The organism is Phytoactinopolyspora endophytica (assembly GCF_004138495.1).
Lineage (GTDB): Bacteria > Actinomycetota > Actinomycetes > Jiangellales > Jiangellaceae > Phytoactinopolyspora > Phytoactinopolyspora endophytica.
Genome location: NZ_ML142855.1, coordinates 233131 through 240218, shown reverse-complemented (window position 1 = coordinate 240218; position 7088 = coordinate 233131). Strand labels below are relative to the sequence as shown.

Here is a 7088-nt window from a genome sequence, read left to right as displayed (position 1 = left end):
CGCCGGATACCGGCCGCGAGGTCCACTATAGACACCCCGTAGTCGGCCACGATGTCCAGATCCACGGCAGCCTGGTGCTCGCCGACCTCCACCGAGACACCCTGCTGGACGTTCTTGGTCGAGCCCGGAATCCGCTCCCGCAGGGCTCCGACCATCCTCGCGGCGCCTCCGCCCAGCTGATAGACACCGGCGACCTCGCTAGTCGCGATACCGGCGATCTTCGCGACCACACTGTCCGCGATCGTCGTCCGGCCCTGCTCGGTGACCAGTGGACCGTCGCCGCGCGAAGCGTCTTCCGTTGCCGTACCCCCGTCGCCGGCCGACTTGTCCGTTCTCTCCGCCATTCGCACTCCCCTCGTGGTCGTGAGTAGCGCGGTCCGCCCGACCCCGCCCGTCCGCGAGCGGTCCGCCACCCCTGGGACACATCCAGTGCGAAACCGTCACGCACGTTTCGATGTGACGCAACTCACGTTACCCAATCTTCGTGGTCGCAATACGTTCGTTCGCCGACCGGTCAGACGAACGCGCTGATAGTGAACGCCAGCAGGGCACCGATGCAGCCGAGCAGCGTCACCATCACCGTCCACGTCTTCAGCGTGGTCCGCACGTCCATCCCGAAGAAGCGTCCCACCAGCCAGAACCCGGAGTCGTTCACGTGGCTCAGCACAGTGGCTCCGCCGGCGATGGCGATCACGGTCAGCGCCCTGTAAGCGTCACTGTAGTCACCGTCCTGGATCACGGACGCCATCAGACTGGACGTCGTGATCAGGGCGACCGTGGCAGATCCCTGGCTGACACGGAGTGCGGTGGCCACGACGAACGCCGCGACGATAACCGGCATGCCCGTGTCGTCGAGCGTGTCCGCGAGCGCCTGCCCGATGCCGCTGGCCTGCAAGACGGCACCGAACATGCCACCGGCTCCGGTGATCAGGATGATCGAGGCCACCGGACCGAACGCACCATCCGTGATCTTCTCGATGTCCTCGGACGAGCGGCCCTGCGCAATCCCACAGACCACGAGCGCCACCAGTACCGCGATCAGCAGGGCGACGGGCGTCTGGCCGATCATCCGGATTGCCTGGACGAGGTCGTTGTCGCCGCTGACGACGTCCTGCTCCACGAGCGTGTTCAGACCGGTCTCACCAAAGATGAGGACCAAAGGCAGCAGGAGGACGAGGAGGACGGAGAGGAATCGCGGCGGGGGCCGCTCCTCGGTCTCCCGCTCCACCTCTTCCTGACGGGCCAACACCTGGGGCACGGGGACATTGATGCGTCCCCCCATGTAGATGCCGAACAGGTAGCCGCCGATGAACCAGGTAGGCACACCGATCAGCAGACCGAACAGCAGGACCAGGCCGATGTCGGCCTCGATCAGCCCGGCGGCGGCGACCGGACCGGGGTGTGGCGGCACGAAGGCGTGCATGACCGCGAACGCCCCGGCGACGGGAAGCCCGTAGGTCAGCAGCGACCCGCCCATCCGGCGAGCGACCGTGAACAGGATCGGCAGGAATACGACCAAGCCCGCGTCGAAGAAGATCGGGAAGCCGAACAGCAACGCCGCCACGCCGATCGCCAGCGCGGCCCGGTTGCCTTGGGACCGGCCGACCAGCGCGTCCGCCAGCACCTGGGCACCTCCGCTGATCTCCAGCAGACGCCCCAGGATCGCTCCGAGAGCCACCAGCAGGGCGACGCTGCCGAGGGTCCCACCGATCCCGTCCACCATCGTCGGCACGACGTCGGCCAGCGGGATGCGGGTGGCGAGCGCGGTGAGCAGGCTGATCACGATCAGCGAGAGGAAGGCGTGCAGCCTGACCTTCATGATCAGGAAGAGGAGAACGGCGACCGCGGCAGCGGCGATCAGCAAGAGTGGGCCGGTCGAGAGGGCGGGTTCGACGTCGTTCTCCATGCGTCAACTCCATTGACGATCTTGGTGGGCCACATGCTACCCACGAGCCCGCTCACTTGACACCCGTTGTGACCAGAAACCTTGGTGCATGGCTCACGACCGGTCATCTGCGCTTGACACACGTCGAGTCGTCTTCGCTTGGCCCATGTCCAGTTGCCCGGCGGGATCTTCGCTGTCCCATTCCGTGGTGACCGAGACGTCTGGACGAGACCCGCATGGCACTATATGGCGAGGGCAGGGGTGCGGAAGGGGAAAGCATGGCCGGCACGAGCCGCCACGACGACGGCGGTACCGCCAGTGAGATGTGGGCACCCCACAGCCAGTCCAGCACCGGCGATCCCGGCACCGGGACCACGCCCGGGGGCTTCCACCTCGACGGCTATCACGGCTTCACCGAAGTGGCCCGCGGCGGGGACAGCATCGTGTACCGCGCCCGCCAGGGTGGTCTCGACCGTGATGTCGCCATCAAGGCGGTCACCATCGACGACCCGGCGACCCGGGATCGATTCGCCCGAGAGCTCGACATCACTGTCCGGCTGGGACGGCAGCACCCGCACATCATCACCGTCCTTGACACAGGCACCAGTGCGGACGGGCACGCGTGCATCGTCATGGACTTCTTCGACCTCGGATCCCTGCACGACCGTCTCGCCGCACACGGACCGCTCTCCGCCGACGAGGTGGCCGCCGCCGGCACGGTCGTGGCCGACGCGCTCGACTTCGCACACGGCCACGGCGTGCTGCATCGTGACATCAAGCCGCAGAACATCCTGGTCCTGCCGACCTCGTACGTGCTCACCGACTTCGGGATCGCGCGGATGGCCGACGCCGGCCACACGGCGTCGCTGGAACGGTTCAGCTATCGGCACGCATCGCCACAGGTCCTCGACGGTGAAAGCCCGACGGTGGCGGACGACCTCTGGTCCCTCGGTTCCACGCTGTTCACCCTGCTCGACGGCCGGCCGCCGTTCGCCGTCGATGATCCGGACGAGGACACGGCTCTGGCCTATCTGCGCCGGGTGCGTACCGGGCAGATCCGTGAGCTGCATCGGTCGGACGCCCCGACGGAGCTGATTCGCATCGTCGAACGCTGCCTGAGCGCCCGCCGGGAGGACAGGTTCGCCGACGCCGCGACCGTCCGGGCCGCACTGTCCGGAGTGCGGACCGAGCACCGCTCGTGGGCGCCCGGATCGGACGGCGGCGATTCCGATCCCGCCGACGACGACCTATGGGGACCGGGCAGCGTCGTGCCGTCCCTGCCTCCGCCCCAACCCGCAGCTCCCGGCCCGGTGGCTCCGTCCGCGCTGGCCCACATCTCCGATCCAGGGGTCGCCGCGCTCGCGGGTGGTTCGGTGCGTGCGGCCGCGCGTTCACCGGCCTCCGGCGCAGACCTCGACGCACCAGGCCTGCATGCACCAGGCCTGCATGCGCCCGATCTCGATACGCCCGATCTCGATGCCACGGGGCTCCGCCCTGCCGAGCCTGCTCAAGACGCCGACGACGAGCCTTCGACGGACCAGAGAGAACCAGGCACCCGCCCCGGCCGCTGGATGGTGATGGCGGCCTTTCTCGGCGGCGCGCTGCTGCTCGGGACTTTGGGCGGCGCGCTGATCGCCGTTCTGGGCTCGAACGACGAGGCGGACAGCCCAGAACGGCCTGCGTCGTCGAGCGACGGCGGTGACCTCATTCCGGACGACCCGGACATCGATCCGGCCGCCGACCCGCTGGACCCAGATCTCAGCGACGCGGAGATCGCACCGGGCGACGTCCAGCTCCGTGACGATGGCACCAGCATCCGGGTCAGCTGGACCGACCCGACCGACGGCAACAGCATCTTCATCGTGGTGGACGTGACAGACGACGCCGCGGCGCCGGACGCGGTCGCCCAGGTCGACCAGGGGATGGAGAACGTCACCGTACCCGGGGTCGACTCCCGGCTCGACGAGGTCTGCTACCAGGTGGTGGGGATCCTGGCGAACGAACCCGATCGCTTCGGCGCCTCCGAGCGTCAATGCGTCACCCGCTGATCCACCAGGCCACGCACGACTGCCAGGTCCGCTCCCGGTCGCACCCACCCGTGCGACGTCTACCTGCGCAAGACGCGCGGGTCGAGCCACCACAGGAGCCGACGCCGTATCCCACAGTGTCGGCGGGTCGCTCTGGTCACCGTCACCGCCAGAGCCCATGGCCGCCCGCCGCCGGCGCCAGGCGCTGAGCCGCCCGGGCTGCGAGGGGTCCGCTGCGCCGACGGCGCGGGGCCGAACGCCGCACGATCGGCCAGCGAAGCCAGCGACACGGCGGCGGCACCGACACGTGCGCCGTGGTCATCGGGGTCGGTGTCGCCGTCGTTCGGTGCCTGCTCGCCGCCCACCGAGCCCTGGACCGGACCCTCTCGACCACCGGCGAGGCGGACCAGGTCCGACGCGATGTCCGGCGCCGTCAGGCTCGCCGCCGGACGGTGCCCCGCCAGCCACAGCGAGTCCAGCACCTCGTTCCACGCTCCCATGGCTCCGGCTCGCCGGTGCCGCGCCCGGCGCAGCGTTCTCAGCACGACGATCGCCATCGCGGCGGCGGCCAGTACCCCACCAGAGCCCGCGACCACGGTGGCCACGCCGAGCCCTGAAGACGTCTCATCCGCGCCGTCCGAGTTCTCGCCGGCGGCAGACGGCTCCGGTGTGGGTTGCGGCGTCGCGTCGTCCTCCCGCCCGGATTCCGGCTCCCCGTCGTCGGGTTCCTCCTCCGGGCCGGTGATCGCCTCCCGGTCGCCGTCACCGGCGTCGCGGTCCGACGGCGTGGGATCGAATGCCAGCCATCCCACCTGGGACAGATATACCTCGGGCCAGGCCGTGGCATGCCGCCCGTAGACCGTGGAGACACCGTCGCCGTCGGGCGTCGGCACGTCGAACCCCACCACCAGCCGGCTGGGAAGGCCGAGTGAACGTGCCAGCACGACGAACGCCGCCGCGAACTGCTCGCCGGTGCCGCTCTGTGCGCCCGGGTCACCCTCGTCGCCGAAGAGAAAGTCCTGCAACCGCGCGTACGACGAGCCCACCGGCGCCAGCGGATCCAGCGTCCGGCCCGTGCGGACCAGTGTCTCCAGCGCCACCGCCTGGTCGAACCGGGACTCGGCATACTCCGTGGCGCTCGCCGCGTATTCGGCGAAGGGTGCCGGCAGGCCGGGCACCGCCAGGTACCGATCGGGCACGGCGGCCGCCAACCCGGCCGTCCTGCGCACGCTCGCCGGAGCCTGGTCGACCTGGCCGCGCAGCGCGTACCGCAGTCCCTCGTGCACGCCGTCCGGGCGGAGCATGGCACCGGTATCCAGATCCACGTAGCCGTCGCTCAGCGAGCTCGCCTCCGGTGTGCCTGCGGCGGGGAGCCACATTCCCTCGAGGTCGATGATCTCGACGGCCATGTCATAGCCGCCCCGGTACGCACCCGGCCGGAGGTCCGGCTCGCCGACCGCGCCCAGCGGCCGGAACTGTGTATCCACCCGCCAGCCGACGCCGTCGAAGTCGGGCAGCGCCACCAGACCGAGCCGCTCGGGGGCCTGCCCGCGCACCCGGAACAACTCGAGGTCGCTCTGTTCTCCCCACAGACCGAGCATCGGTAACGGGCTGGCCGTCTCGACGTTGAGCATCGGCGGCGTGATGTGCTCCCGCGGCTCGAACGAGTCCTCATTCGGCAATGCCGCCGCTACCAGCGCGACAGATCCGACGACAGCCATCCCACCGGCACCAGCCAGGAGAGCACCGCGACGTCCGGCCACGCGCCGGGCCACCGCACGGTCGGCGCGCGTCCGGTGATGCGAACGGTCGAACAACACCCAGCCGGCGCCGGCGAGCACAACGACCACCAGGGCGACCACTCCGTACCGGTCCGCCTCCCCCGCGGTGAGCAACGCCCCAGCGGTGTACAGCACGGCGGCGCCGACCAGCGCAGTGACACCGAGCCGCCCGTCGCGCCCGATCAGCAGGAAGATCGCCAGCGTGGTCAACGCGACCAGGAGAGCGACGGGCGTCAGCATCTCCGCGTCCGCGGCCGCGGGCCGGGGTCCGGTCAGGAGCCGGGGCACGGCGTCGATCAGCGGCCCCAGCACGGACACTCCGGGCGAGTCCCGCCACGCCGGAAGGTCGACGGCGGGCGCGCCGCCCTGGGTCTCCCGTAACACCCCGAGGGCCGTGGCCGTGCACAACCCGCCCGCAGCGGCCGCCACCACCCAGGCCGGAAGCTTCAGCCACCGGCCGAGAGCCACCATGCCCGCCGGCAGGGCCACAGCGAGCAGCAGCGTGGGAAGCACCACCCAGCCGTCGTACGCGTGGCTCAACGGCAGGCTCGCGGTCAGCAGCAGGATCGCCGCCCACGCGTGTCTCATCGGACCACCGCCAGGTCCCAGCCCGTCAGCACGTCCTCGGCGCGCGCACCACGAAGCACCACGACGCGCGCCACCGCCTCGACCGCACGGTCGCTGTGGGCGTCGACCAGAGCCAGCACGCCGAAGCTGGACCGCCCGGCGTCGACCAGCAACGACGCCGACGGCGCTCGCTCACCCGACACCACGACCACGATGTCGGAGCCGTGCCGGGCGAGGGCCGCGGCGGCCATCTCGTCGGTGTCGACAGGGTCGAGCCTGGCCAGCCGTTCGAGCACCGGATCCGCGAGCACGCGGGCAGCTGGATCGCCACCGCCCGCCGGGCTTTCCGTTCCGGCTGCCAGCTCGACGTCCAGTGCTGCGCTGACAGTGACCACGCGGGCGGCGTGGCCCCTCGACGCGGCCTCGGCGACCAGGGACGCGGTGATGTCGGCCGCTTCCTCGAAGCCGTCGCCGGCATAGCTGGATGCACGGTCATCCAGCAACACGGTGAGATGCGGCCGGGACGGGTCGGCGTCGTCGCGGATCATCAGTGTTCCGGCTTTGGCGCTGGAGGCCCAGTGCAGCCGGCGGAGGTCGTCGCCGGGGACGTACTCGTGCAGCCCGACCAGATCGGTCCCACCGTGCTCGACGCGCTCGTCCGCGCCGACGTGGCTACGCTGGATGCCGGTCGGCAGCCCCAGCACGGGCAGGATCCGAGGCAGCACCACCACGGTCGATCGTTCCCCGAAGGAGCTGCGGGCCACCGCCAGCCGAGCCAGCCCACGACGGAACAGGGTCAGCGGGCCCAGTTCCACCACGCCGCGACGG

General features: G+C 70.5%; 5 protein-coding genes. 1 reads left to right on the top strand and 4 read right to left on the bottom strand.

What is annotated here, in order from left to right:
- The coding region (locus tag ELR45_RS15915) for an Asp23/Gls24 family envelope stress response protein (protein WP_205856687.1) at window positions 1–344 on the bottom strand (344 nt) is incomplete at its 3' end.
- Window positions 345–514: 170 nt separating this feature from the next.
- Window positions 515–1906, bottom strand: a complete 1392-nt coding sequence (locus tag ELR45_RS15910; RefSeq protein ID WP_129667277.1) for a GntP family permease — start codon at window positions 1904–1906, stop codon at window positions 515–517.
- A gap of 215 nt (window positions 1907–2121) precedes the next feature.
- Between ELR45_RS15910 and ELR45_RS15905 the strand changes: the two genes are divergently transcribed.
- Window positions 2122–3933, top strand: coding sequence for a serine/threonine-protein kinase (locus ELR45_RS15905; protein WP_129667276.1), 1812 nt, complete (start codon window positions 2122–2124; stop codon window positions 3931–3933).
- A 59-nt stretch (window positions 3934–3992) separates the two neighbouring features.
- Here ELR45_RS15905 and ELR45_RS15900 read toward each other — a convergent pair whose 3' ends face one another.
- On the bottom strand, window positions 3993–6281 hold the full coding sequence (locus ELR45_RS15900; protein ID WP_129667275.1) for a transglutaminase domain-containing protein: 2289 nt from the start codon (window positions 6279–6281) through the stop codon (window positions 3993–3995).
- Window positions 6278–7088: DUF58 domain-containing protein (locus ELR45_RS15895; RefSeq protein ID WP_205856686.1), on the bottom strand; the 811-nt coding region annotated here is incomplete at its 5' end. The genes ELR45_RS15900 and ELR45_RS15895, both read right to left, overlap by 4 nt.

What these genes read in the sequence shown, in the direction of transcription:
- ELR45_RS15900 (WP_129667275.1), bottom strand. Translation starts at nt 6,281, where the DNA reads ATGAGACACGCGTGGGCGGCGATCCTGCTGCTGACCGCGAGCCTGCCG.
- ELR45_RS15905 (WP_129667276.1), top strand. Translation starts at nt 2,122, where the DNA reads ATGGCACTATATGGCGAGGGCAGGGGTGCGGAAGGGGAAAGCATGGCC.
- ELR45_RS15910 (WP_129667277.1), bottom strand. Translation starts at nt 1,906, where the DNA reads ATGGAGAACGACGTCGAACCCGCCCTCTCGACCGGCCCACTCTTGCTG.